The sequence below is a fragment of the Streptomyces sp. NBC_00259 genome, assembly GCF_036181745.1.
Taxonomy (GTDB): Bacteria; Actinomycetota; Actinomycetes; order Streptomycetales; family Streptomycetaceae; genus Streptomyces; species Streptomyces pratisoli.
In genome coordinates this window covers 2,406,952-2,431,217 of record NZ_CP108080.1, presented here as the reverse complement: position 1 = coordinate 2,431,217, position 24,266 = coordinate 2,406,952, and the positions used below count along the sequence as shown (strand labels likewise).

General features: G+C 73.1%; 20 protein-coding genes. 6 read left to right on the top strand and 14 right to left on the bottom strand.

All coding sequences use genetic code 11. The features are described 5' to 3' along the window. Window positions 1-289 precede the first annotated feature (289 nt). Window positions 290-3,970: a S8 family serine peptidase gene (locus OG766_RS10930; protein WP_328725174.1), complete on the top strand. Its 3,681-nt coding sequence runs from the start codon at window positions 290-292 to the stop codon at window positions 3,968-3,970. Window positions 3,971-4,088: 118 nt separating this feature from the next. On the opposite strand, the gene OG766_RS10925 is transcribed toward OG766_RS10930, so the two are convergent. From OG766_RS10925 to OG766_RS10910, 4 genes are all read right to left on the bottom strand, one after another. Next, complete coding sequence (locus OG766_RS10925) at window positions 4,089-4,307, bottom strand: hypothetical protein (RefSeq protein WP_266374383.1); 219 nt, start codon at window positions 4,305-4,307, stop codon at window positions 4,089-4,091. After that, complete coding sequence (locus OG766_RS10920; protein ID WP_266374384.1) at window positions 4,291-4,542, bottom strand: DUF6400 family protein; 252 nt, start codon at window positions 4,540-4,542, stop codon at window positions 4,291-4,293. Before OG766_RS10920 ends, OG766_RS10925 begins: the two co-directional genes overlap by 17 nt. A gap of 125 nt (window positions 4,543-4,667) precedes the next feature. After that, window positions 4,668-6,053, bottom strand: a complete 1,386-nt coding sequence (locus OG766_RS10915) for a carboxyl transferase domain-containing protein (protein ID WP_328725172.1) — start codon at window positions 6,051-6,053, stop codon at window positions 4,668-4,670. Continuing rightward, window positions 6,046-7,563: an acyl-CoA synthetase gene (locus OG766_RS10910; protein ID WP_328725171.1), complete on the bottom strand. Its 1,518-nt coding sequence runs from the start codon at window positions 7,561-7,563 to the stop codon at window positions 6,046-6,048. The genes OG766_RS10915 and OG766_RS10910 overlap by 8 nt, the downstream gene beginning before the upstream one ends. A 209-nt stretch (window positions 7,564-7,772) precedes the next feature. Between OG766_RS10910 and OG766_RS10905 the strand changes: the two genes are divergently transcribed. Continuing rightward, on the top strand, window positions 7,773-8,453 hold the full coding sequence (locus OG766_RS10905) for an esterase/lipase family protein (protein WP_443045601.1): 681 nt from the start codon (window positions 7,773-7,775) through the stop codon (window positions 8,451-8,453). A gap of 77 nt (window positions 8,454-8,530) precedes the next feature. Here OG766_RS10905 and OG766_RS10900 read toward each other — a convergent pair whose 3' ends face one another. The 5 genes from OG766_RS10900 to OG766_RS10880 form a co-directional block, all read right to left on the bottom strand. Continuing rightward, on the bottom strand, window positions 8,531-9,754 hold the full coding sequence (locus OG766_RS10900; RefSeq protein ID WP_328725169.1) for a nitrate/nitrite transporter: 1,224 nt from the start codon (window positions 9,752-9,754) through the stop codon (window positions 8,531-8,533). Window positions 9,755-9,839: 85 nt separating this feature from the next. Beyond that, window positions 9,840-10,484 (bottom strand): hypothetical protein, encoded by a 645-nt coding sequence (locus OG766_RS10895; RefSeq protein ID WP_266374390.1) that lies wholly within the window; start codon window positions 10,482-10,484, stop codon window positions 9,840-9,842. Window positions 10,485-10,649: 165 nt separating this feature from the next. Continuing rightward, entirely contained in the window at window positions 10,650-12,299 is a 1,650-nt protein-coding gene (locus tag OG766_RS10890) for a GAF domain-containing sensor histidine kinase (protein ID WP_443045474.1), read from the bottom strand. A 2-nt stretch (window positions 12,300-12,301) separates the two neighbouring features. Continuing rightward, complete coding sequence (locus tag OG766_RS10885; RefSeq protein WP_328725167.1) at window positions 12,302-13,339, bottom strand: rod shape-determining protein; 1,038 nt, start codon at window positions 13,337-13,339, stop codon at window positions 12,302-12,304. 153 nt (window positions 13,340-13,492) lie between these two features. Beyond that, window positions 13,493-14,041 carry a hypothetical protein gene (locus OG766_RS10880; RefSeq protein ID WP_266374394.1) on the bottom strand — a complete coding sequence of 183 codons (549 nt, stop codon included), beginning with the start codon at window positions 14,039-14,041 and terminating at the stop codon, window positions 13,493-13,495. A 138-nt stretch (window positions 14,042-14,179) separates the two neighbouring features. On the opposite strand from OG766_RS10880, the gene OG766_RS10875 reads away from it, so the two are divergent. Beyond that, window positions 14,180-14,893, top strand: coding sequence for an SCO2400 family protein (locus OG766_RS10875; RefSeq protein WP_266374395.1), 714 nt, complete (start codon window positions 14,180-14,182; stop codon window positions 14,891-14,893). Between the two features lie 109 nt (window positions 14,894-15,002). Here OG766_RS10875 and OG766_RS10870 read toward each other — a convergent pair whose 3' ends face one another. Then, a complete protein-coding gene (locus tag OG766_RS10870; RefSeq protein WP_266374396.1) occupies window positions 15,003-15,437 on the bottom strand; it encodes a MarR family winged helix-turn-helix transcriptional regulator in 435 nt (144 codons plus the stop codon). A gap of 92 nt (window positions 15,438-15,529) precedes the next feature. Here OG766_RS10870 and OG766_RS10865 point away from each other — a divergent pair, with 92 nt between their 5' ends. Both OG766_RS10865 and OG766_RS10860 read left to right on the top strand, forming a co-directional pair. Next, entirely contained in the window at window positions 15,530-16,549 is a 1,020-nt protein-coding gene (locus tag OG766_RS10865) for an NADP-dependent oxidoreductase (RefSeq protein WP_423247029.1), read from the top strand. Window positions 16,550-16,610: 61 nt separating this feature from the next. Continuing rightward, window positions 16,611-17,033, top strand: a complete 423-nt coding sequence (locus OG766_RS10860) for an organic hydroperoxide resistance protein (protein ID WP_266374397.1) — start codon at window positions 16,611-16,613, stop codon at window positions 17,031-17,033. A gap of 112 nt (window positions 17,034-17,145) precedes the next feature. Here OG766_RS10860 and OG766_RS10855 read toward each other — a convergent pair whose 3' ends face one another. Continuing rightward, window positions 17,146-19,707, bottom strand: a complete 2,562-nt coding sequence (locus tag OG766_RS10855) for a M14 family zinc carboxypeptidase (protein WP_328725166.1) — start codon at window positions 19,705-19,707, stop codon at window positions 17,146-17,148. 175 nt (window positions 19,708-19,882) lie between these two features. Between OG766_RS10855 and OG766_RS10850 the strand changes: the two genes are divergently transcribed. Then, complete coding sequence (locus OG766_RS10850) at window positions 19,883-20,710, top strand: EI24 domain-containing protein (protein WP_266374399.1); 828 nt, start codon at window positions 19,883-19,885, stop codon at window positions 20,708-20,710. Window positions 20,711-20,751: 41 nt separating this feature from the next. Here the strand turns inward: OG766_RS10850 and OG766_RS10845 are convergent, their stop codons facing one another. The 3 genes from OG766_RS10845 to OG766_RS10835 form a co-directional block, all read right to left on the bottom strand. Beyond that, window positions 20,752-21,486: a carbon-nitrogen hydrolase family protein gene (locus OG766_RS10845; protein WP_266374400.1), complete on the bottom strand. Its 735-nt coding sequence runs from the start codon at window positions 21,484-21,486 to the stop codon at window positions 20,752-20,754. A gap of 23 nt (window positions 21,487-21,509) precedes the next feature. Continuing rightward, window positions 21,510-22,766 carry a pyroglutamyl peptidase gene (locus tag OG766_RS10840; protein ID WP_328727461.1) on the bottom strand — a complete coding sequence of 419 codons (1,257 nt, stop codon included), beginning with the start codon at window positions 22,764-22,766 and terminating at the stop codon, window positions 21,510-21,512. A 430-nt stretch (window positions 22,767-23,196) separates the two neighbouring features. Then, window positions 23,197-24,117, bottom strand: coding sequence for a GDSL-type esterase/lipase family protein (locus tag OG766_RS10835; protein ID WP_266374401.1), 921 nt, complete (start codon window positions 24,115-24,117; stop codon window positions 23,197-23,199). Window positions 24,118-24,266 lie beyond the last annotated feature (149 nt).

The window sequence follows — 24,266 nt, the reverse complement described above, 5'->3', positions numbered from 1 at the left end:
GCCCCGAGGCGCGGCGGGCCCGACGCCCCGCAGGCCTGACGTCCCGGATCCCCCGCAGCCCTGACACCCGGATTCCCCGCAGCCCTGGACACCTCTGGCTCCGGGCGGTTCCTGACGCCCCGACACCTCGACGCCCCGACACCTCCGAGGACCCGTCTCCGACCTGGCAGGTAGCCGCCATGGCAGATAACCGCCAGGGTTTGGTCGCCCCAAGCGACCTCTGAGCGCTCAGACTCTTCGCCAACGCCCGGACACCACCCCGTCACCGGGCGTACGAGGAGAGACATCCATGACCAGAGCGTCCGCGAGGAGGAGAGCCCGGCTGCTGGCTGCCGGGCTCTCCCTCGTCCTGCTCCCGGCCGGACAGGCCCTCGCCGCCGAGTCACCCGAGCACGGCGCCGGGCGGCAGGCCCCGGCTGCCGCCCCCCGGCACACCGTCACGCTCATCACCGGCGACAAGGTCACCGTCACCGACCTCGGTGCCGGCCGCAAAGCCGTCGCCGTGGAGCGTCGCAAGGGCGCCACCGGTGCCGTGCGCAGCGAGATCTCGAACGGCCGGGTCACCGTCGTACCCGACGAGGCCCGCCCGTACCTCGACGCCGGTGTCCTCGACAGGCGGCTCTTCGATGTCACCGCACTCGTCGAGCAGGGCATCGACGGCAACCTGCCGCTGATCGTCACGTACGCCAAGGGCGCCCGCACGGCCGCCCCGCAGGGCGGCGACACGACACGGTCCCTGCCCAGCATCGGCGGCGTGGCCATGAAGGCCGAGCCGGGGACCATCTGGGACGCGGTGGCCGACGCCGGTGCCGCCACCCGCCGCACCTTCTCCGGCGGCATCGAGAAGATCTGGCTCGACGGCCGCGTACAGGCCGACATGGCCGAGTCCAACGCCCAGATCGGCACCCCCGAGGCCTGGCAGGCCGGCCTCACCGGCAAGGGCGTCAAGGTCGCCGTCCTCGACACGGGCGTCGACGCCGCCCACCCCGATCTCGCCGGCCGTGTCGGTGAGTCGAAGAGCTTCATCGCGGGCCAGGAGGTCGCCGACCGCAACGGTCACGGCACTCACGTCGCCTCGACCGTCGGCGGCAGCGGCGCCGGCTCGGACGGCAAGGAGAAGGGCGTCGCGCCCGGCGCCGACCTCGCCGTCGGCAAGGTCCTCTCCGACGAGGGCTCGGGCAGCGAGTCGGAGATCATCGCCGGCATGGAGTGGGCCGCGAAGGACGTCGACGCCAAGATCGTGTCGATGAGCCTCGGTTCGCGCGAGGGGAGCGACGGCACCGACCCGATGGCCGAGGCGGTCAACACCCTCTCCGCCCAGACCGGCGCCCTCTTCGTCATCGCCGCCGGCAACTCCGGCGCCCCCGGCACCATCGGTTCGCCCGGCGCCGCCGACTCCGCGCTGACGATCGGCGCCGTCGACTCCGCCGACGAGGCCGCGTACTTCACCAGCCAGGGCCCGCGCTACCGCGACTACGCCCTCAAGCCGGACCTGTCCGCACCCGGCGTCGACATCCTCGCCGCCCGCTCCCAACTCACACCCGGCGAGGGCCTGTACACCTCGTTGAGCGGTACGTCGATGGCCACCCCGCACGTCGCGGGCGTCGCCGCGCTGCTGGCCGAGGAGCACCCCGACTGGACGGGCGCGCAGCTCAAGGACGCGCTGATGTCGTCGTCGAAGCCGCTCGACGCGTCCCCGTACGCGCTCGGCGCCGGCCGGGTCGACGTACCGGCCGCGACCCGTGCCACGGTCACCGCCACCGGCTCCGCCGACCTCGGCTTCTACAGCTGGCCGTACGAGGCCAACACGCCGGTCACGAAGCCCGTGACGTACACCAACCACACCGACGTGCCCGTCACGCTGACGCTCGCCGTCGAGGGTGCGCCCGCCGGTGTCGCGACGCTCGCCGACACCACGCTCACCGTGCCCGCGCACGGCACCGCGCGGACGACGGTCACCGGTGACGGCGGCAAGGCGGCCGTCGGCAACACCGGCGGCCGGATCACCGCCACCGCGGCCGACGGCACCGTCGTCGCCCGCACCGCGCTCGGTCTGGTCAAGGAGGAGGAGCGGTACACCCTCACGGTCCATGTGAAGGACCGCGACGGCGCCCCGTCGCCCGCCTACCTGGGCGTGCAGCGGCTCGCCGCGGGCGAGGACCCGTTCCCCGAGACGGTCGGCGAGTCCGGCACGCTGGAGCTGCGCCTGAAGCCGGGCACGTACACGCTCGACACCTTCCTCGACGTACGCGGCAGCAAGGGCGCGGACTCCCTCGGCCTCGGCTTCATCACCGAGCCGGAGATCACCCTCGACCGCGACCGCACCGTCACGCTCGACGGGCGGAAGCTGCGCGAGATCCGCGCCGAGGTCGACAAGCGCACCGAAACCCGTCAGCTGCTGATGGAGTTCGACCGGCAGGCGAACGGAGCCCACTACGGCGGGGCGCTGCAGGTGCCGCCGAAGTACGACTCGGTCTTCGCGGCGCCTACCCGCAAGCCCGCCACCGGCACCTTCGAGTACCGGACCGTCTGGCGCCTCGGCAAGCCGATGCTGGAGGCCGAGGCCGGCGGCAGGCCGATCAGCGACACCAGGGTGCAGGCCGGCACGGCCCCCCTCGACGGCGAGCTGCGGCTCGGCATCGTGGACGCGGGCACCGGTGACGCCGCCGCCTACCAGGGCAAGGACGTGAAGGGCAAGGCCGTCGTCGTCTGCCACACCGGCGCGATCACCCCGGCACAGCTCGCCCAGAACGCCCAGGACGCCGGCGCCAAGGCGCTGTTCGTCACCGACGACGCGCCCGGCCGGCTGATGGCCTGGTTCGGCACGGCCGAGTACGAGGACCGTCCGCTGCACGTCGTGACCGTCAACGCCGCCGACGGGGCACGGCTGATCGCCTCGGCCGCCCGCCGCGAGCGGGTGGAGCTGACGGGCACCCGGTTCACGCCGTACGTCTACGACCTGTCCGAGGGCCACCCGGGCGCGGTCCCCGAGGACCTGACGTTCCGCCCCGGCAAGCGTGACCTGGCCGTCCTGGACACGCGCCTGCACGGCACCAAGCCCGCGCTCGGCGGCGAGTTCCGCTACTCCATCACCGACACCTTCCGCATCGGCTTCGGCTTCCCGGAGTGGATCTCCTTCCCGGCGGAGCGCACCGACTACGTCAGCACCGGACCCGGCCAGCGCTGGCACCAGTCCGTCACCAACGGGCCCGACGCCGTCGAGCAGCGCAGCGGCACCCCGTCCTACCGCGGCGGCACCCGCTCCACGCTGAACTGGTTCAAGCCGGTCTGGCACCCGTGGCTCGGCACCGGCCTCGGCTGGGGCCAGACCCGCACCGGCAACAGCCTGGAGTTCAACACCCCCGGCTGGGGCGACTCGGGTCCGGACCACACCGGCTTCGGCAACGTCTGGAACGACGACTCGCTGACCCAGTTCACCGAGGTGTACGTGGACGGGGTGCGGGTCGACCGCAGGATGAGCTCGGGCGCGTACGCCTGGGACGTCAAGCCGACCGAGCAGGAGTTCCGGGTCGTCACGGACACCACGATGGACCCGGAGCGGTGGCGGCTGTCCACCCGCGGCCACTCCGAGTGGACCTTCCGCTCGAAGGAGACCCCGGCCGACCGGGAGACCTACCTGCCGATGCTGAACCTCGGCTTCGACGTCGACACCGACCTCACCGGCAACGTCCGCGCCGGGCGCAAGCTCGACGTCGGGATCTTCTCCGAGTACGTGAAGGGCGCCGAGGGCACCGGGAAGATCACCGGCGGCGCGCTGGAGGTGTCGTACGACGACGGGAAGACCTGGTCCACGGTCCGGCTCGACGACGTCCGCGGGAAGTCCGCCACGTGGGAGGCGTCCCTGTGGGTGCCGAGGGACGCGCGGTTCATCTCGCTGCGGGCCTCGGCGTCCGACGACCGGGGCGGCTCGGTGAAGCAGGAGATCATCCGGGCGGTCGGCGTGAAGTGACACGCTGACCGATCCCCGGAGCAGCGGCCCGGTACGGCGAAGCGGAGCCGTACCGGGCCGGCCCATGTGCGCGTACCGGCCGGGACCGTGCGCCCGGACCGGGCCGGTTCAGGATCGTTCAGGGTCGCGAGGCGCGGGTGTCGACCGACCACATGTGGGTGCAGCCGGGACACTGGAGATGGACGACCGCGCCCTTGTTGGAGATCAGATAGCGCCAGTGCTCGGTGCAGTTGCGCCGGTCGGTGCAGGTGGCGCAGTCGCGGGCGTCGTCACAGCCGGGGCAGGGCAACCAGGCGCGGCGGGCGATGTCCGCCTGCGGGTCAATGGGCAGCCGCACGGCCCGGCTCCCCTCCCGGCAGGACCCCGGCGGCGACGAGCATGTCGTACGTGCGCTGCTGGTCGGCGTCGAGTCCCGAGTAGAGCAGCGCGTACGCCGCCTCCTCGCCCTCCAGGGCCGCCACCGGGTCCCAGTCGGGACCGAGCGCGGTCACGACCTCGGCGCGCCGCCTGGCCTCCTCGAAGGTCAGGTCGATCGTGAAGGGTATGAGGCCGGGGGAAGGGTCCTGGTCCATGGGGCGAGACTTCCGGTGGTGCGTGCGGGGGACTGCCACGTGTACCAGAGGGTCCGGGCGACAGGGAAGGGTTGCCTAAGTCGCTGTGACGGACCTCATGGCCACGGCGCGGTCCCTCCCACCGGTCATGCCCGCCGGGTCACGATCCCCCGTACGACCCCCAGCTCCACCAGTTCCTCGGGGCGCAGCCGGAGCTGGTCCGCGGTCGCGGGAGCGTCGGCGGGCGCGCGTTTGAGGATGGCCGCCGCGAGCTCCGGCGCGATGACGGAGAAGTAACTGTCCGGGGTGACCCAGGTGTTGCCCGGGGCCGCCAGCGCCAGGGCTCCGCCCGAGCCGCCCTCGCCGATGACGAGGGTCGTGACCGGAACCCGGACCGACGCCATCGCCGCGAACACGTCGGCGATGGCCGCGCCCGCGCCGGCCCGCTCGGCGTCGGCGTCGTTCGCGGCGCCGGGCGTGTCCACGAGCGTGAGCACGGGAACCCCGAGCCGGTCCGCGAGCCGGATCAGACGGGCGGCGGTCCGGTAGCCCGCGGGCCGGGTCGCCGTCCCGAGCTGCGCCGCGTAGGCGACCGCGCGCCCCTCCCGCAGGCCGAACCCGCACGTCACCCCGGGGTCGGTGCCGCCGCACCGGTCGCCGTGGATCTCCAGGCGCTCATCGAAGTACGCGTCGAGATACGCCCCCGCGCGGGGTCTGCCGGCGGCTCGCGCCCGCTGCACGGCCTCCCATCCGGTGGCCGCGGTGCCGACACCGTCGAGTGCGCGGGGAGGCGGCGCGGGCTCCGCACCGCCCCGCGTCAGCAGGGTCAGCCAACGCGACAGCGTGGAGCGCAGGTCACCGGGGCGGACGATCGCGTCGATGTGGCCCGCGGCCAGCTGGCCCTCGGCCGTGTACGCCGACGGGTCCGCGTCCGGCGGGCGCACCCGGGAGCCGGCGAAACCGATCTGCGCGCCCGGGAGCGCGAGGACGACGTCCGCGCCCGCGCCGAGCGTGGCCCAGCCGCCGCCCGTCGCCGGATCGCGCAGGACCGCGAGCTGCGGCAGCCCGGCCGCGCGGGTCAGCGCCGAGGCGCGGGCCACGCGCTGGAGCTGGCCGAGGGCGACCATGCCCTCCTGCATCCTGCTGCCGCCCGTCGCGATCAGCGACACCATCGGCAGCCGCTCGGTGCGGGCGTACGCGTACGCCGCCTCCAGCAGGTCGCCCGTCCGCCGGCCCAACGATCCACCGAGGAACCGGAACTCGAACGAGACCAGCACGGCCCGCACCCCGCCGATCTCCGCCGCCCCCCACACGACGGACTCCTCCTCCCCGGTCCGCCCCACCGCCCGCGCCCGGGACTCCCCGTACCCCGCCCAGTCCAGCGGCCCGTCCCCGGACTCGCCGACACCGACACCGACACCGACACCGACACCGACACCGACACCGACGCCGACGGCGGGGTGCCGGGGCGCCTCCTCGAAGTGGGTCGCGACCAGGGCGATCGCCGCGCGGGCCGTCAGGCCGTCAGCCATCGGAGAGCGCCCGCTTCATGATCTTGCCCATGTCGTTGCGGGGCAGCGCGTCGAGGTAGCGGACCGTGCGGGGGCGTTTGTGCGGGGCGAGCTGGTGGGCCACGTGGTCGGCCAGCTCGCCCGCGGACGGCGGGCGCGCCGGGTCCGCCGGCACGACCCACGCGACCACCCGCTCGCCCAGGTCGTCGTCCGGCTCGCCGGTGACGGCCGCCTCCCGCACCCCCGGGTGCTCCAGCAGCGCGTTCTCGATCTCGCCCGCGCCGATCTTGTAGCCGCCGCTCTTGATCAGATCGGTCGCCTTGCGTCCCACGATCCGTACGTACCCGTCCGGGTCCCGGACCGCCATGTCGCCCGTACGGAACCAGCTCCCGTCGAAGGCCGCCGCCGTCGCGTCCGGCCGGTTCAGATACTCCGTGAAGAGGTTCGGCCCCCGCACCTGGATCTCGCCGACCGCCTCCTCGTCCCGGTCCCCGGCCCCGGCCCCGGCCCCGGTCCCGGTCCCGATCACGGTCCCGTCCTCGTCCACCAGCCGCAGCTCGACGCCCGGCAGCGGCAGCCCCACCGACCCGGGCCGCGGCTCCCCGTCCACCCGCACACTGCCGGGGGCCTGGGGAACGACCCCCAGCGAGCACAGCATCAGGGTCTCCGTCATCCCGTACCGCTCCACGATCCGGCGGCCCGTCGCCGCGAACAGCCGCTCGTGGTCGTGGACCGGCAGCGCCGCCGAGCCCGACACCAGCAGCCGCGCGCCCGTCAGCGCCTTCCTCAGCTCCGGGTCGCCCTCCACCGCCTCCGCCAGCCGGTGGTACATCGTCGGCACCCCGAACAGCATCGTCCCCCCGGACGCCAGCTCCCGTGCCACGCCCTGCGCCGAGAACCGCCCCAGGTGCCGCACCGCACCGCCCCGCCGCAGCGGCCCGAGGATCCCCAGGATCAGCCCGTGCACATGGAACAGCGGCAGTGCGTGGACGAGGACGTCGTCCCCGGTCCACGCCCACACGTCCGCGAGCGCGTCCAGCGTCGACGCGATCGCCCGCCGCGGCAGCACCGCGCCCTTCGGCGGGCCGGTCGTCCCCGAGGTGTAGACGATCAGCGCGGGCGAATCGGGCCCGGGCTCCGGCGGGAGGGCCGCCCTCGGCCCGGACCGCCCGGACAGCGGGACGTCGATCCGCCGCAAGGCGTCCAGCGCCGACGGCAGTTGGTCCCCCGGCCCCGCCAGCACCAGGTCCGGCGAGCTGTCCCCGACGATGTGCGCCAGCTCCCGCTCGCCCGTGAGCGGATTGAGCGGTACGGCGGGCACGCCCGCGAGCAGCGCGGCGACCACACCGACGGCCGTCTCCGGCGTGGGCGCGGCCCAGACCGCGACCCGCTCCGCACCGGCGATCCGCTCGGCCAGGGCCCCGGCGGCCGAGACCAGCTCGCCGTACGTCAGGGCACGGTCGCCGAAGCGCAGCGCGGGCCGGCCGGAAGCCTCGTGGCCCGCGGCCAGAGCCGGGAACAGCGCACTCACTCGTCGTCCTCCTCAGGTGTTCGCCGGTGTCCTGGGCGTACGCGGGTGTTCTCGGACGTCCGTAGGTTTCCTCAGGTTTCCTCGCGTTGTCCCAAGCTTCCCCAAGTCCCCTGCGCACAGAGCTGTTCATCCATGCCCACAGACCTCACCATTCTCCCGGATGCCTGTCGGAGGGGGATGCCGTGGCCGTCACGCGCGCAAGGCTGATCATGCTCGTCGTCGTCCTGACCTCGCTCCTCGTTGCCCAGGCCCAAGCCCAGGCCCAGGCCCGGGCGAAGGCCGAGGTCCGGGCCCAGGCCAGCAACCCCGTGATCCTCGTCCACGGCTACAACGCCGACCCGGGCGTCTGGGGCAGCCTCCGCGAGGACCTCAAGGCCGACGGCTACACCGACTCCGAGTTGTTCTCCTGGGGCTACGACACCCACCGGTCCGTCAACGAGACCCTCTCCGGAAGCTTCGCCTCCTACGTCGAGGACGTCCGCGGGCAGACCGGAGCCGAGCGCGTCGACGTCGTCGCGCACTCCTTCGGCAGCCTCGTCACCCGCTGGTACGTGAAGTTCGGCGGCGGCACCGGGACCGTCGGCCGCTGGGTCTCCCTCGGCGGTCCCAACCACGGCACCTCCGTCGCCTGGGCGTGCGCGGCGTGGGACCAGGCCTGCCGTGACATGACCCCCGGCTCGTACGTCCAGAGCCATCTGGCGTCGGGCGACGAGACACCGGGCGAGGTGCGCTACGCGACGTGGTGGTCCAGCTGCGACGAAATGATCAACCCCGACAGCAGCGTGCCGCTGACCGGCGCCGCCAACAACGCCGCCGGGTGCCTCGACCACAACGCACTCCTCGGCGACGAGGCCGTGTCACAGGGCGTACGGGCCTTCCTCCGCAGCTAGGCGCACCTCAGCGGCCGGGCGCACTCCGCAGCCAGAGGCGTACCTCCGGGGCCAGGCGTAGCGACCTGGAGCCCGTCTCACACCTTCGCCGGCGCCGGGGGCCGACCCGCCGGCTCCCCGCCCGCGCGGATGTTCCGCATCCGTCCGTACGCGTACACACATCCCGCCAGCGCCAGGTCCGACAGCAGCATGAAGCCGATCGAGTACGAGTCCTTCGTGCTGTAGACCGCGCCCATCACGAGCGGTGGCACGAAGCCGCCGAGCCCGCCCGCCGCGCCGACGATCCCGGTCACACTGCCCACCTGCGGCTGCGGCGTCACCTGCGCGACGAGGGCGAAGACGCTGCCGCTCGCGGTGCCGAGACCGGCGGCCATGCACAGCAGCGCGAGCGTGCCGCCCGGAACGAGGGGTGGATCGAAGGCCTGGACGATGGCCCAGAGCGCCACGAACCCCAGCGCCGCCGACGTCACCAGGGCCGGGTGGACACGGTCCGACAGCCAGCCGCCGATGGGCCGGAAGATCACCGTCAGCAGCGCGAACCCGGCCGCCTTCGTGCCCGCGTCCGTCGGGGAGAGCTCGTACCAGGTCTTCAGATACGTCGGCAGGTACACCCCGAACGCCACGATCCCGCCGAAGCCGATCGCGTACAGCGCGGACAGCTCCCAGGTCACCCGCAGCCGCCCGGCGAGCGCGAGCCGGTGCGCCGGCGAGGCCGTCGGCACCGGCCGGTCCGGGCGGTCCCTGAGCAGCACCGCCGCGATCACCGCGTACACGGCGAGCGCGATCGCCACGACGTAGAACGGCAGGTTCTCGCTGTGCTTGGCCATGCGCGGGGTGAGGTATCCCGAGAGCGCGACGCCGCCCATGCCCATGCCGAACACACCGATGGCGAAGCCCCGGTGGGCGGGCGGGAACCAGGAGTTGACCAGCGGAACCCCGATCGCGAACGTCGTACCGCCGAGGCCGAGCAGAAAGCCCACCGCCAGCATCGCGCCGTACGAGTGCTTCGCCGGGATCAGCAGCAGTACGGGCACAATCGTCAGCGCCGACACCAGCGGGAACATCAGCCGGGCGCCGTAGCGGTCGGTGAGCGCGCCCACCGGGATCCGGCCGAGCGAACCCACGAGCACCGGCACCGCCACGAGCAGCGACTGCTCGAAGGAGCTGAGCCCGAGCCGGTCCTTGTAGACGCCACCCAGCGGAGCGATCAGATTCCACGCCCAGAAGGTGAGGGCGAAGCCGACCGTGGCCAGGACGAGATCGACGTACGCGGTGGGGGAGGGCTTCTCGGCGGGGTCCACGAGCCCAGTCAAAAGTCACGCTCTCGCGGGGGCGCGCGGTGCGGGGCCGTACGGGGTAGCGCCGTCGTCGCTTCGCCCCGTTCGTTCACGGCAGCGGCAGGGCCACCTTCACCGCGTACACGGCCACCAGGCCGTAACCGGCGCGGAAGGTCCATGCCCGCGCCCGCGCCCCGATCCGGGCCCCGGTGAATCCGCCGGCGGCGACGAGCAGCTGCTGCCATGCGAGCGAGGCGACGAACACCCCGGCGACGAACACGACTCCGGCGCCGCCGCCGCTGAGCGCGCCGCCCTGCGCGGTGGTCAGGGCCGCGAAGTACAGCGCGGTCGTCGGGTTGACGAGGGTCAGCGCGGCGAACCTCGTGAACGTCCGCCCGGCCCCGACCATGTCCCCGGTCCCGCCCTGGTCGTGGGCCTCGGCCGCCGCGAGGCCGTCGTCCATGTGCCGTGAGGCCCAGAGCCCCCGTACCGCGATCACCATCAGGATCACCGCCGACACCAGTCGTACCCACGCCTCGACCCCCGAGAGCGCGGACGCGACCAGCGGCCCGAGGGCCGTGGCGACCGCCGCGTACGCGAGATCGACGACGGCCACGGCGGCGGCCGCGGCGACGGCGTTGCGGCGGTCCCGCATCCCTTCCTGCAGCAGCAGAACGCCCATCGCCCCCAGGGGCATCGCCACACCCAGCCCGGCGGCCGCGCCGGCGACCGCGGTCGTCCACATCTCACTCATGGCGCCCACTCTCGACGGCGCCCCGCGTGCCCCGCGACCGAATTTCCGCGCTCCTGTGCCGTTGCCGGGAGGGCGGGCGCGTTCCTCGGTGGGGTCGTCGGCTCGGTGCGTTCGTGGGCTCAGTGGGTTCGTCGGCTCGGTGCGTCCGTCGGCTCGGCGTGTCCCTCAGCGCGGCGTCTGCCAGACCAGCGTCGTCCCCGGCGCGCCGTCGTCCGACGTGGCGTCGTCCGTGACGGTGAGCCGCAGGCCGGCGCGTCCGTCCGGGAGGACCGCCGTCGCGTCGATCTCGACGTCGACGGCGGTGAGCCCGGACCGCCGGTGTGCCGCGGCGAGCGCACCGCGCAGCGCCCCGAGGAGCCGCCCGGCCCGCTCCTCGTCCACCAGCTCGTCCACCGGCCCGGTGAAGTGCACCGACGGCTGGAAGCCGAGCACCGCCGCCGCCCCGCCCGTCTCCCGCAGCACCCGCCCGCGGAACGACGTCGGCGCGCTCGCCGGCGGCTGCTGGAGGGCGAAGATCGCGGTGCGGACCTCCTGGATCGTGGAGTCCAGCTCGTCCACCGCCCGCCCGAGCAGCTCGTCCTCCTCGGACGAGGCCGCCGTCCGCCGCCGTGTCGACTCCAGCATCATCTCCGTGGCGAAGAGCCGCTGGACCACGAGATCGTGCAGGTCGCGGGCGATACGGTCGCGGTCCTCGTACACCGCGAGCTGTTCGCGGTCGTGCTGGGCGTCCGCGAGGACCAGCGCGAGTGCCGCCTGGGAGGCGAACTGCGAGGCCAGCAGCCGTTCCGCCGCCGTGTACGGCCGGTCGCCGCGTTTCCTCGGCAGCGCGAGCGTGCCGATGAGCCGGCCGCCGCTCTGCAGCGGCAGCATCATCGACGGCCCGAAGCGGTGCCGTACGCGCGTCGTCATGCGCGGGTCGGTCGCGGAATCCTCGACGAAGACCGGCTCCCCGCCGAGGAGTTGGACGAGCACGGTCGAGCCGGGCTCGATGGTCGTGCCGATCAGATCGCCCGGGTCGTCATGGGTGGACGCCGCGACGATCTCCATGCCGCCGGTCTCCGTGGGCTGCAGGACGACCCCGGCGGAGGCGTCGGCGAGGACCCGGGCCCGCTCGGCGACGGTCATCAGCGCGTCCGCCGCGGTCTCGCCGGTGAGCAGCGCGGTGGTGACGGCCGCGGCGCCCTCGATCCAGCGTTCCCGCTGGCGGGCCGTGGCGTACAGCCGGGCGTTGCCGATGGCGATGCCGGCCTGCGTGCCGAGGATCCGCAGCAGCGCGAGATCGTCCTCGGTGAAGGTGCCGCCGCGCTTCTCGGCGAGGTAGAGGTTGCCGAACACCTCGGTGTGCACACGGATCGGTACGCCGAGGAAGGTGCGCATCGGCGGGTGCTCCTTCGGCACTCCGGACGAGCGGGGGTCCTCGGTGATGTCGTCGAGGCGCAGCGGCCGCGGATCGTCGATGAGCGCGCCGATGAGTCCGGCGTGTCCGTCCGGGAGCCGGCCGATCCGCTCCCGCTCGGCGTCGCTCAGCCCGCAGGTGAACAGTTCGGTGATGTCGCCGCGTTCCGGGTCGACGACGCCGAGCGCCCCGTACCGTGCGCCGGTCAGTTCGGTCGCCGAGTCCACGAGGTGCTGGAGCGTGCCGCGCAGTTCGAGGTCGGTGCCGACGCCGAGCACCGCCTCCAGCAGCGCCGGCAGATTCGTGGCCACGGCGTGCCGTGGTGCCCGCCCGGGCGGGCCGCCGCCGGGCGTGCTTCCCGGTTGCGGCGGGCCGTCCGGGGTGTCTCCCGGTGCCGGCGGGCTCTGGGCGGGCGGCATCCTCAGGCGGTCAGCGGATCGAGGACCATCGAATGGACCCGGCCCTCCAGCATCTCCCCGAGCCCGAGCACCGCGCACACGTCGGGCCGCTCCGCGATGTGCACCGGCATCCCGGTCGCGTCGCGCAGCATCTGGTCGAATCCCGGCAGCAGCGCGCTGCCGCCGACCATCATGATCCCGCGGTCGGCGAGATCGGCGACGAGATCCGGCGGGCACTCGCGCAGGATCCTCCCGATGCCGTCGAGCACCGCGGTCAGCGGGGTGTGGATGGCGTCGCGCACGGCCGCGGTGTCGACCTTCACGGACCGCGCCAGCCCGGTGGCCACGTCCCGGCCGTGGATCTCGGTGGAGGTGGGACCCTGGGCGGTGAGACCGTTTCCGCTGAGGGCGAGCTGGAGAGGGCGTACGGACTGGCTGGGCAGCATCAGTTCGTGCTGGTGGCGCAGATGCTGGATGACCGCGTGGTCGACGGCTTCGCCGCCGATGGGGATCCGCGTGGCGGTGACGATCGAACCGAGGGAGAGCACGGCGACCTGCGTGGTGGCCGCGCCGCACATCATGATCATGGTGGCGGTGGGCTGCTCCACCGGAAGCCCGCAGCCGACGGCCCCGGCGATCAGCGTGTCCACCAGCTCCACGCGCCGGGCGCCGAGCCCGACCAGGGTCTCCACGGCCGCGCGCTGCGCGAGCGGATCGGCCTCGTGCGGGGTGCAGGCGGCGGCGCGCAGCCGCGGTTTGCGGCGCAGCTGGCGGCGGAGCTTCTCGCCGAGCAGGTGCCGCAGCATGCGCTGGGCCATGTCGATGTCGACGACGGTGCCGCCGGAGACGGGGCGCATGACCCGGATGTAGTCGGGTGTCCGGCCGGTCATCTTCTCGGCGAACTCGCCGACGGCGATGAGAGAGCCGTTACGGGTGTTGACCGCGACCACGCTCGGCTGGTCGACGACGAGCCCGGCTCCCTTCACATAGACCCGGGTCCGCGCGGCACCCAGATCCACGGCGACATGGCAGCGGCGCAACTGCTCAAGACTGACGGTCACAGCGGATCCTCCCGAGAGCGGTTCTTCTTCGCATCCTGCGATCGCCCGGCGCGGGGCGCGCGCTGAGCTGAGCCGGTCGGGGGTGCGCGGGAGGGACGTACCTGACGTCACATCAGGCGGCACGGCAGGCGTGGCGTCGGATCCCGTCGGGCGTCACATGAGGCGTTGGAGCAGGCCCCAGGTGAATTCGGCGACGCACGGCCGGCCGCCGGGCAGGGTGAACGCGAGCCGCCATCGCGTCGGGGCCGTGCCCTCCATCGGCCGTACCGGGGCGAAGGACTTCGCGACCTCGTCGACCGTGCAGGACCAGGGACGCAGATCCTCCTCCGTGCGCAGCTCGGGGCCGGCCGCCCCCGGTGCCCGTACGAGCCACTCGTTCCACACCGCCCCGCCCGGCGCCGCCAGCACCTCGAACCGCAGATCCGGCCAGAGCGGTACGGGCCACAGCAGCGCGTCGCACTCCAGGTCGCCGATCCGGCGGCGGGCCGTGGACTCGGGCTCGCCCAGCACGGAGCGGTACCGGGCCAGCGAGCCGCGGGCGCGTGGCGAGCGCACCATCGCCTGCCAGCGGCGGTTCGCCTCCCGCATGTCGGCGACCGAGGCGCCCAGCTCATGGCGGGCCCGCTCGACGAGCCCGGGCTGGTGGTCGGCCATCCGGCGGAGCAGGACGAGCTGGAACTCGCGCGGCCCGAAGGTGTTCATGCCCTCATCGTGCCCGTATGGCCCGGTCCGTGAGGACACGATGGCCAGCCGCCGTGCCGTAAAGATGTCGTTTCCACACAGGATCCTCACAGGCGCGGCTATCTCTGTTGTCCGATCGCTGCATACGCTGCGGGCGCCATGGATTACTGCCACCAGTGCCGTCGACACCTCAACGGGGCTTTGGCGTGCGCCGGGTGCGGTACTCCTGTCGAGGAGCTACGGCACCGCAACCCCGCCGCTGCGCGGGAGGACGACGTCGTCATCGAACTCGGCGGTGCGTACGGTGACGAGGACCGGCCGCCCGCCGGACATCGACGTGCGTCCACGTCCGGCCGCCGGGCCGCCCGCAAGTCCGCCGGAACCCGCAGGGCGCGCCGCAGGCGCGGCCGGAAGCTGCTGATAGGGACCGTCGGGCTGGCGCTCGCGGCGGGTGCGCTGAGCCTCGCCGAGCTGGCGCAGGAGTCGTCGGGCGGTGACGACACGTCCGTCGAGGTCCGCGAGGAGGAGTCGCTCGCGGTCGACGACATACCCGAGCCGACCGGCAGCGCGGAGCCGCCGCCCGGGCCGAGCGCGGTGGAGGAGCCGCCCACGACGTCGTCGGCGACGGCCAGGCCCACCAGGACGGCCGTCGGGCAGATCAGTACGCGGCCGACGGCCGCCCCGTCGTCGTCGCAGGCGGAGCCGTCCGAGTCGTCGTCCGCGCCCGATCCGCGCGACGGCAGTTCCCCGTCCGCGTCGGGCGGTCCGTCGCAGCAGCCCTCGCAGTCGCCGTCCCAGCAGCCGCCCCCGCCGCCGCAGCCGACGCCCACGCCGTCCGAGACGGAAGACTGCTGGTTCATCTTCTGCTTGTAGGCGCAGGCGCAGGCGCAGGCGCGGACACGGACACGGCCCGGTCCGGAGATCCGGCCTGGTCCGGAGACGCGCCCTGGTCCGGAGACTCGCCCTGGTCCGGGGCTCCGGCCTAGTCCGGGGACTCGCCCAGCATGCGCTTCAGCAGATCCCGCAGTACTCCCCGCTCCTGCGCGGACAGTTCCGCCAGCGGCTCGCGCGCGAAGCGCAGCGAGTCCCGCAGCTGCCGTGCCGTGTCGCGGCCCTTCTCCGTCGCCGCGGCTATCTTCACGCGGCGATCGTCCGGATCGGGGCGCCGTTCGACGAGGCCGCGGGCCTCCAGGCGGTCGATGATCCCCGTCACGTTCGACGGCTCGCACTTCAGCTTCTGGGCGATCCGGCGCATGGCCGTGGGCTCCAGGGAGAGCAGCCCGAGCACCCTGGCCTGCGCCCCGGTGAGGCCGTACCGCGCGGCGACCTCCTCGTACTCGTCGTGGTAGCGCGCCACGACGGTGCCGATGAGATCGACGACCTCGAGGGTCAGCGGGTCCGTACGTGTGGTGGCCATGTCCTTCAGCATACCCAGATGCTTGACAACATGAAATATTCAGTCGCATGGTTGTTTCAGTCAGTGAAGCTTTTTCCTGAGGAGCCCGCATCATGTCCGCACTTCCCTCGTCCAGCCGTGAATGGCACCTCGTCTCCCGCCCGCACGGCTGGCCCGAGCCGAAGGACTTCGCCCTGCGCGAGGCCCCGGTGTCCGAGCCGGGCGAAGGCCGGATCCTGGTCCGCAACCTGCACTTCTCCGTGGACCCGTACATGCGCGGCCGGATGAACGACGTGAAGTCGTACACACCGCCGTTCCAGCTCGACAAGCCCATGGACGGCGGCGCGGTCGGCGAGGTCATCGCGTCGAACGCCGAGGGCTTCGCGGTCGGCGACCATGTCCTGCACGGCCTCGGCTGGCGCGAGTACGCGGACGTGCCCGCCAAGCACGCCACGAAGGTCGACGCCTCCGTCGCGCCGCTCTCCGCCTACCTGGGCGTCCTCGGCATGCCCGGCCTCACCGCCTACGCGGGCCTCTTCGAGGTCGCCTCCTTCAAGGAGGGCGACGCGGTCTTCGTCTCCGGCGCCGCCGGTGCCGTCGGCAGCCAGGTCGGCCAGATGGCCAGACTGAAGGGCGCCTCCCGCGTCATCGGCTCGGCGGGATCCGACGAGAAGGTCAAGCTCCTGGTCGAGGAGTACGGCTTCGACGCGGCCTTCAACTACAAGAACGGCCCGGTCGCCGAGCAGCTCAAGGCCGCCGCCCCCGACGGCATCGACGTCTACTTCGACAACGTCGGCGGTGAGCACCTGGAGGCCGCGCTGTCCTCGTTCAACGTGCACGGCCGCGCCACCATCTGCGGAATGATCGCCCAGTACAACGCGACCGAGCCCACCCCCGCCCCGCGCAACCTCGCCCTGGTGATCGGCAAGCGGCTGCGTCTGCAGGGCATGCTCGTCAGCGACCACGCGGCGCTCCAGCCGCAGTTCGTCCAGGACGTGGCCGGCTGGATCGGCTCGGGCGAGCTCAAGTACAACGAGACCGTCGTCGAGGGCATCGAGAACGGCTTCGACGCCTTCATCGGTCTGCTGCGCGGCGAGAACACCGGAAAGATGGTCGTCTCGCTCACCCGATAGGCTCGGACCAGCCGTCGCGGTCGTGGGCGCGAGCCGCGGCGATCCACAGAAGGAACCTCATATGTCGATCCAGCAGTCCGACGTCCTGTACACCGCCGTCGCCACGGCGGAGAACGGCCGGGACGGCCGCGTCGCCACCAACGACGGCAAGCTCGACGTCGTCGTCAACCCGCCCAAGGAGATGGGCGGCTCCGGCGCCGGTACGAACCCGGAGCAGCTCTTCGCCGCCGGTTACAGCGCCTGCTTCCAGGGCGCGCTCGGAGTCGTCGCCCGCAACGAGGGCGCCGACATCTCCGGCTCGACGGTCACCGCCGAGGTCGGCATCGGCAAGAACGACGAGGGCTTCGGCATCATCGTCAAGATCTCGGCGGTCATCCCGAACGTGGACGCCGCCACCGCCAGGGACCTGATCGAGAAGGCCCACCAGGTGTGCCCGTACTCCAAGGCCACCCGCGGCAACATCACGGTCGAGCTCGAGGTCTGATCCGCGGCACGATGCCCGGCCGGTGCCGAGCGAGCGCTGCAGGCGGCACCGCACGAGGGCCGCACCCCGCCACGGCGGGGTGCGGCCCTCACCCGTGCACCGACCCTCGCGTTCAGCGCATCAGCAGCGCCCGCCCGACCTGCGCGAACACACCCTTGGGATGGTCACGGAACAGCGGTTCGGTGCCGAACAGCACCACCGAGGCGCCGTGCGACGACGTACCGCTGACGACCGAGGCCCTGCCCGCCGCGTCCTGCGGGCCGCCCCTGCCGTCCTCGCCGGCCCGCCAGTGGCCCGACACCAGCGGGTTCCCCGGGCCGTACCACTGCTCCGCCCGCGCGCTGCCGCCGAGGTCGGTGAACCACAGCGGGGAGTAGACGAAGGTGTGCCGCGGGGCGCCCGCGGTGACCCTCCCGCCCGAGTTGACCACCCGTGCGACGCCGTTGGCGTCCCCGTTGCCCGCCACCGCGCGGGCCTTGAGCAGCCCCGCCGAGGCGTTGAACGCGGCGCCCTGCGCACCGGAGGCGACGACGCCCGCGCCGTGCCCGGCCAGGAAGCGGTCGAGGGCATCGCGGGCCGCCGGCGTCAGCCTCGTACGGTCCAGACCCGACGAGACGAACAGCGCGTCCGCCCCGGACCAGTCGAAGCCCGCGTTGAGCACCTGCGTCGACACCGGCACCACGTCGAAGCCCATCTCCCGCAGCGCGAACAGCTCACCGGCGCTGACCGCCGCCGCCACCCTGGTGCGCCTCAGCGGCGCCGTGCCCCGCTCCTCGGTCGCGCGGAAGACCACTCCGTACCGGTCCGCCAGCACCTCGGCCCTGCCACGGGCCGAGCCGGGGACGATCGCCGAGCCCTCGGCCGTCCGGCGCACCGCCACGCCCTGCGCGAGCAGCGAGTTGACCGCGGCCAGCTCCCGGGGGTCGTCGAGCCGCAGCTCCAGATCGCCGTGCGGCGCCACGGAGCCGGTCGCCGCGGCGGCCCGCACGGGACGGCCGTCGACCGCGAGCCGGCCGCGCTCGACCGCGTCCACGCTCGCGCCCCACAGCAGCCCGAGGCTCCAGCCCGAGATGTCGTACATCGTCGAGACGTCGGCACTGATGTCCCGGCCCTCGTCGAGGATGACGTTGGCGATACCGCGCTTGGGCTGGTGCATGTCGACGACGTACGAACCGGCCTGGTACGTACGCCCGGCCAGCCGGAAGGCCCCGCGCGCCCGCTCCACGCGGACGTCGTTGGCGACCAGATGGTCCACCAGCCGCGCCGCCGCCGTGGCGCTGCGCTGACGAACGCCCGAGGGGATGACGTAGGCCCGCGGGAAGGTGGTCGTGTAGACGTCCTCCGGCCCGATCCCGGGCACACCCGGCACGGTCTGCTCCGACACCGGCCGCTGGGCCTCGCCCGCGGCGCCGCGCCGGAAGGTCTCGATCTGGTCGGCGAGGACGGACGCGCGGTGGGTGTCGGTGTAGGCGAGGGCCGCGCGCATGGCCGCGCCCGCGATGTCCGTGTTGATCGCGGCCCGGCGGCGCAGCTCGGCGACGGGCAGCGAGTCGTACAGCGCGTTGTTCACCGCCATCGGGAACTCGATGGTGTGCGAGGCGACGGCGCCGTGGAAGGGCATGTACTGCGGGGTGAAGACCGGTGGCCAGTCGTCCCAGCCCTCTTGCTGGTCGCGGAAGGGGATGACGGCCGGCTCGACGCCGTCCTTCTGCGGGGTGTAGCCGAGCCCGTTGACGGCCTTCTCCATGCCGAGGGCGTTGGCGTAGGCGTTCTTCAGGAAGAGGTCGTACTCGTAGTTCTCGCCGTGCGGCGGGGTCGTCGGCTCGATGAGCGTGCCGTTGACGTACCCGTGCAGATCGAGCATCACCGCGGGCTGCTTGTCGATGGCGATCCGCCGCATCGCCCGGGTCTCGGGCTGCGAGGCGGTGATGAAGTCGCGGTTGAGGTCGAAGCCGTTGGCGTTGGCGCGGGTGCCGGCGATACGGCCGTCCGGGTTGGCCGTCACATTGAGGTGGATCCGGTTCCTGGCGAGCAGGCCCACGGTCTTCGCGTCCTTGGCCTTCGCCAGCTCCTCGATGAGCTTCAGGGCGGCGTCCGTGCCCTCCCACTCGTTGCCGTGGATGTTGTTGTTGATGAAGACCGGCGTCTTGTAGGCGGCCTTGATGTGCCGGTCCCCGGCGGCGGTGGCGGGCCGGTTCTCGATGAGCTCGCGCATCCGCTCCTGGTCGCGGGCCTCCTTGGCGCTCTCCGGGGCGGTGACGGTCACCAGATACAGCTCGTGCCCGCCGGCCGAGCGTCCCGCGATCTCCACGCCGACCCGGTCGCCCAGCTTCTGCAGGGCGTTCAGACGCGGGGCGAGCGAGTGGTACGGCGCCAGGCCCAGCTTGAGCGACTTGTCGGCAGGGTCGACCGGTGGCGGTGTGAGAACCGTCCTGCGCGGATAGCCGCCCTCCTTGCGCAGCTCCGGCGCGGCCCCCTGAAGCGCCCGCAGCGCGGCGCCGTCGACCGGTGTGGCGTCCCGGCCCGTGTCCCGGCCCGCGCCCTCGCGCACCGGATGCGGACGGTCGGGCCCCGGAGCGGCGGCCGCGGGCCCGGGCGCGAGGAACAGCGCTCCGGCGACGGCGATGGCGGCGGTGCCCGCGGTGGCGGCCACGAAGGATCTGGGCATGCCCATGCGTACGGACCTCCGGTGGTCGGAAGCGGTCGGTAGGGAGGGTCTACCTGTTCAACTCCGGAACAACAAGAGGGACTTGAGTGGCGAATGGGGGGTATCGGTCACGACGCACCCCGGCCGCCGCGTCCGCATGCTCATGACCGGCGGTTCCGGCGCCCCGTATAGGCTGTGGCGCATGCGTGATCTCGGTGTGGGCTTCGGCTACTTGATGAAGGGGCAGCGGTGGGTCGGCCGGCACGGCCGGTGGTTCGGGTTCGGTCTGCTGCCCGGACTGGTCACCCTCGTGCTGTACGCCGGAGCCCTCGTCGGCCTCGGGTACGGGGCGGACGACCTGGTGGGCTGGGCGACACCGTTCGCCGCGGACTGGTCGTCGCCGTGGCTCGGGCTGTTCCGCGGCTTCCTCACCGCGCTGCTGTGGGTCTTCGGGCTCTTCCTCGCCGTGATCACGTTCACCGCCGTGACCCTGCTGGTCGGCCAGCCCTTCTACGAGTCGCTCTCCGAGCAGGTCGACCGCAGCGAGGGCGGTGACGTGCCCGAGTCCGGGCTGCCGATCTGGCGGGAGCTGTGGATCTCCGCCCGGGACAGCCTGAAGGTGGTGCTGAGGGTCGCGCTGTACGGCGTGCTGCTCTTCGCGCTCGGCTTCGTCCCCGTCGTCGGGCAGACCGTCGTCCCCGTGATCGGCTTCTGCGTCACCGGCTTCTTCCTCGCCGAGGAGCTCACCGCCGTGGCGCTGCAACGCCGTGGTGTCGAGCTCAGGGAACGCCTCACCCTGCTCCGCGGCCGCCGTCTCCTCACCCTCGGCTTCGGCGTCCCGCTCGCCGTCGCCTTCATCGTCCCCTTCGTCGCGGTCTTCCTGATGCCGGGCGCCGTCGCGGGCGCGACCCTGCTGGTACGCGACCTGACGGCACACGAGGACGACCAGGCACCGGACCCGGAGCACCGGACCCCGGCCGCGCCGTCCTCCCCGTACGGCTTCGACAAGGACCGGGCGGCCCGGTCCTAGATCCCGCGGCCCGGTCCTGGATCCGGGCGGCCGGTCCTCGCTCAGGCGCGATGTCGCGCCGGCAGCTCCGCGACCGCGAGCCCGGGGGCGGCGGTGCCCGCCGTGGCCACAAGCGCGCCGTCCGGGCCCCACACCGCGCTGTTGCCGGCGCACTCCCCGGCCTCGGTGCTGTGCCCCATGAGGTTGCCGAGCACCACGTGCATCCCGTTGTCCCGCGCCCGGACCGGGTAGACCGTCTCGAAGGAGTCGTTGCCGACGTCCAGCGCCGAACTCGCCACGTACACCTCGCAGCCGTCGGCGGCGGCGCGGCCGGCGACCTCCGGGAAGCGGTTGTCGTAGCAGACGGCGAGCGCGAACCGGACCCCGTCGAGGGCGAAGCGGCCGTCCGCCGTCCCGGCGGCGAAGAGGTCGTGCTCGGCGCCGTGCAGATGCCGCTTGTCGTAGCGGGTCAGCAGCTCGCCGTCCGGGCCGAGGACGAGTGAGGCGATGGTGGGCCGGGCTCCGCCCGGGGAAGGCGCCGCGCAGTTGACCACGGCGGCCGTGGAGGTGGCGCGGCAGGCCTCCCGCAGCCCGGACAGGCGGGGATCGTCGTGGGCCGTCCACAGGCCGGGGTCCGTGGTGAGCAGGCCCAGTTCGTACCCGGTGACCGCGAGTTCGGGGAAGACGACCAGCCGGGCACCGCGAGCGGCCGCCTCGTGGACCAGGGCTTCCATGGAGCGGACATTGGCCGGAACGTCGCCCGGCACCGGGACGAACTGGGCTGCTGCGGCGATCATGCGTCCATCATCGCCCGTGCCTGTCAGCGGTTCGCCGCCGCCACCCCCACGATCGCCCGCACCTGGGCGATGATGTCCAGCCGGTTCTGTACGAACGCGGGGTCGGTCACGGTGCCCGTCGCAGGGTCCGTGTTGCCCGCGCCGAACTGCAGCACCGGGGTGTGCACATGACCGCCCGGCAGTGTGTCGTGCAGACCGAGGCGGTCGCGCAGCAGTGTGGCCCGGTAGGCGATCTCGTTGGAGAGGTAGTCGCCACCGCCTCCGGCGCGGGCCGTGGAGCCGGGGGTCGGGCCCTCCGGGCGGACCACCGGCGCGCTGCCGCCCGCCGGGATCTCGGTGACGGAGGTGTTGTCGTACACGGGGAAGCGGCCGGTGCCGGCGGCGACGATCGCGGCGTACGGGAGGGTCGTCGAGGTCCACTGCGGCTGCGACGCGGGATCGCCCACCGGCACGGTCTCGGTGCGGGACAGGTTGTCGTTGTCCGGGAAGCCGCCGCGCCAGGCGCCGTTGGTGCGTTCGACGTCGAACCTGCCGACGCGGCCCTGGCTGACGGTGGTGAACACGTCCGCCTCGGGAAGCCGGTGGCGCAGGGTCCGCTCGACCGTGCCGGCCGCGAAGTCCGCCCAGCGGACCGGGAAGACGGCCGTCTCCACCCGGGCCAGGCCGCCGTCCGCGGTGCGTATCCACGTACCGTCCAGCGCCAGTGCCGTCGCCCCGCTCGGGTTGCTGATGCGGATGTCGCGGTCCAGTGTGAAGGGGTCGAAGCCGGTCAGCACGATCCGCTTGAAGCCCTTGCCGGCTGCTGCGCCCGCACCCGAGCCCGTGCCTGCGAAGGCGCCGCCCGGGAAGTCCATCGTGTCCTGGCCGCGTGAGGTCCGCTCCAGCACGCCGAGCAGCCGGTCCCGCTCGGCCGCGGACACGGTGAACCGCGGTTCCCAGCCGCGCAGTTCGCGGGTCATGGTGAGCCTGGCCCAGTACAGCGGACGGTCGTCGTCCCGGCTGAGATCCCCTCGTACCGGCCCCTTGCCCTGCGCCCTGTCGACGGCCCGTCGCCACAGCCGCGAGCCGTGCCGGTCCACGACCCGAGCGGCCTCGTCGGCCGAGTCCGCCGCCCGCAGCGCCCGCGTGAACGCTGCCGTCAGGGAGTCGAATCCGCTGCGCCGCAGGATCTCCTGCGGGACCGCCCGGTCCAGCCGCTGCTCCTCCACGGTCGGCGCCGCCGCCGACCCTGCCGCCCCCGCCGCCTGTTCGCCGGCGCTCGCCGGAGCCGTACCGGCCATCGTGCACGCCATCGCCGACACGAGCAGCACCCCGAGTGTCCGCCGCACGCCGCATCCCTTCGCCGAAACCGAATCGTTCGAAGTCGTCAGTATCGGAGGGGAGTTGCGATGTGACCAGAGGGGCCGGCGAGAACTGGCGTGGTTCCAGCGGCTTCATTCGGCGAGGCCGGCCGCGCGACGGTCGGGGCCGCGCCCGGCGAGAGCGTCGGGGCCGAGATCCCGATGCCCCGGCGCGCCTTCGTGATCCGGGACGAGGAAAGCGCATCCTGGAGGTTCGTCTCCGGCTCCTCCGAGGTCCAGGCGTCCCGCTCGCTCGACGACCGCCGCCCGGCCGCGACCCTGGAGGTCCGAGACCCCGATCGCCCCGGGGCGGTCCCTGACAGCCGCCCCGGGGTCCAGGCCCGTGCCGCCTCGACCCACCGGACACCCTCTAGGCGGGTGGCCTGGCCGCGGTGATGTTGCGGTACGCGATCTCCGCCAGCCGGCGCTGACCGTCCTTGCTCGGATGGAACCAGTCCCAGGGGCTCAACTGCGCACCGGTGAAGCGGTAGTCGAAGACGTCCCCGCCGTCGTACCGGCAGCGCAGGTCCTTCGCGCAGACACTCTTCAGGGCCCGGTTGTACGCCACGACACGGTCCTGCACGAGCGCCCGCCGCTCCTGCGCCGCCGTACTCAGATCGTCCGCGTCGCCCAGCATCGAGGCACAGATACCCAGCTTCCAGATCTGCCTGCCGAGCGGATTGCCCCGCCCGGTCGACCACAGCCGCTCCAGGTCGGGCACGCTCGACACATACACCTGCGTCCTGGGCGCGGTGCGGCGCAGCGCGCCCAGCGCCGACGTGAACGTCCCCGTGAACTCCGCGACCGGTGTCATCTGCTCCGGGCTGTCGCGGCAGGCGTCATTGGCGCCCACCATCACGGTCACCAGCTCGGGCCGGCGGGCCGCGGCCTGCGCCATCTGCCCGGGCAGATCGGCCATCCGCGCCCCGGACCGCGCATGGTTCCAGGCGCGCTCCGCGGCCGCCGCCGGACCGAGCAGCCGCTGCGCGAGACTGCGCACGGCCGTGTCGGTGCCGGTCGCCCAGGACACCTCGGGACAGTCGGAGAACAGCCGACAGGCGTCGAAGCCCCGGGTGATGGAGTCGCCGACGGCGGCCAGGGAGGCGGGACTGCGGTCCCAGACGGGAGTGGGGGAGGGCTGCGGCCGCTTCACCGGGCCGCGCTGGGCCGAGGGCCCCGGCACGTCACAACCCGTCAGCGCCGCCACCATGACGAGGGCCGCCGCCGTGAGGCCGGCGACGGCGCCGCGTCGTCGGCGTCCCGGCCGCCGGCTCCGCCGGAATTCACACATCTGCCCTCCCCCTTGACGTCCTCGCGGGTGAAAGCTTGGTGCGTACGGGCCCCGGGACGGGCGGTACGACGCCCCTGGGACCCCGCCGCACGGTAGCTTTTCCCACGTCGAACCAGAGGCACCTGGCTCACCGGCTCCAGTAAATTACA